We start from the raw sequence: 1,176 nt of genomic DNA, 5'->3' as shown, positions 1-1,176 counted from the left end.
TGTGGTAACCCAATCGATACCGGAGGTCCTCACTTTTTTAGCTCACGCCACGCTCACAACCTGTGTGGGAACAACAGCTAGGGACGTGCCGACGGATGATTCGTAGAAGTGGAACATGGTGGTCCTTCCTTTCGCCAGTCCCGCACGATGCGGGTCTGGGGCAGGGCCACTGTGGGAGCGGTCCCCGACGCTACACGTCGGGTTTCTTCGCGCCGGCAGGGCCTATCAGGGCCGACTTCACCCCGAATAAAGCCCCAGGTCCCACGGCAAACAGGCGTCCTCCACGCACACCATCGCACGCCCCACGGGACCGCTTCCAACGAATCGAATCTGTCTGAATCCCAGATTAGGGGTAGTTTTCACGCACTCCGCCAACAGGGGTTCCGGCCTCCTGAACTTCACCCAATCGTTGCCTACACGCCATCACCTCCGGCTTCGGTGCGCTCCTCGAAGGTGAAGCCGCGCTTCTCCTTCTTGCGCACATCCGTCACGTAGCGACCGAGGTTCGCGCTCATCGCGGCGACCTCGCCCGAAGCGGCAGCGAAGGTCATGGAGCTGGCGGAGTCGAAGCCGAGTGCGGCCCCGGTGAGCACGGCGTCCTGGTTGGCGCCGAGGAACACGAAGTCCCAGCTGTACGATTCGGTCTGCCGGTTGATCAGCGCGCGCACGGCATCCGCGGAGTATTCGCTGCTCGAGTTCTCGCCGCCGTCGGTCACGACCACGACCTGCACGGTGCCGGGACGCGCGTGCTCGGGCAGCACCCGCAGCGTCTCGCCGAACTCCGTGACGGCGATGCCGATCGCATCGTGCAGCGCCGTCATGCCGCGCGGGTCGAGCTCGACGATGATATCGCTCGGGTCGGCGAGGGTGCGGGTGTGCTCGATTTCGTCGTCGAAGGTCACGATATCCACGGTGAGCAGGCCCGGCTCGGCGGCCTGTGCGGCGAGCATCGCGGTCAGGCCGCCGACCATGTCGTCACGGATGCCGGACATCGAGCCGCTCCGGTCGATCACGAGAAGCAGAGCGGTGTAGTTGGGATCAGTCATCTGTACCTCCTGGTTGAGGCTCCCTCGCGGGGAGTACTTCAGAGTCTCAGGAGCCACTGACAGTGCCGGCGGTGGTGCGGCGGTGGTGCGGCGGTGGTGTGGTGCGGCAGTGGTGCGGCGGTGGTGTGGT

Annotated in this window: 1 protein-coding gene; it reads right to left on the bottom strand. The window is 64.9% G+C overall.

The window, feature by feature from the left end:
- Positions 1-413 precede the first annotated feature (413 nt).
- A complete protein-coding gene (locus CXY81_RS00010; protein WP_104171496.1) occupies positions 414-1,046 on the bottom strand; it encodes a vWA domain-containing protein in 633 nt (210 codons plus the stop codon).
- Between the last annotated feature and the right edge of the window lie 130 nt (positions 1,047-1,176).

Origin of the sequence: Cryobacterium sp. M25, assembly GCF_002929635.1 — a bacterium.
GTDB lineage: Bacteria > Actinomycetota > Actinomycetes > Actinomycetales > Microbacteriaceae > Cryobacterium > Cryobacterium sandaracinum.
The sequence above is the reverse complement of the archived record's forward strand: the minus strand, read 5'-3'. Positions and strand labels throughout refer to the sequence as shown.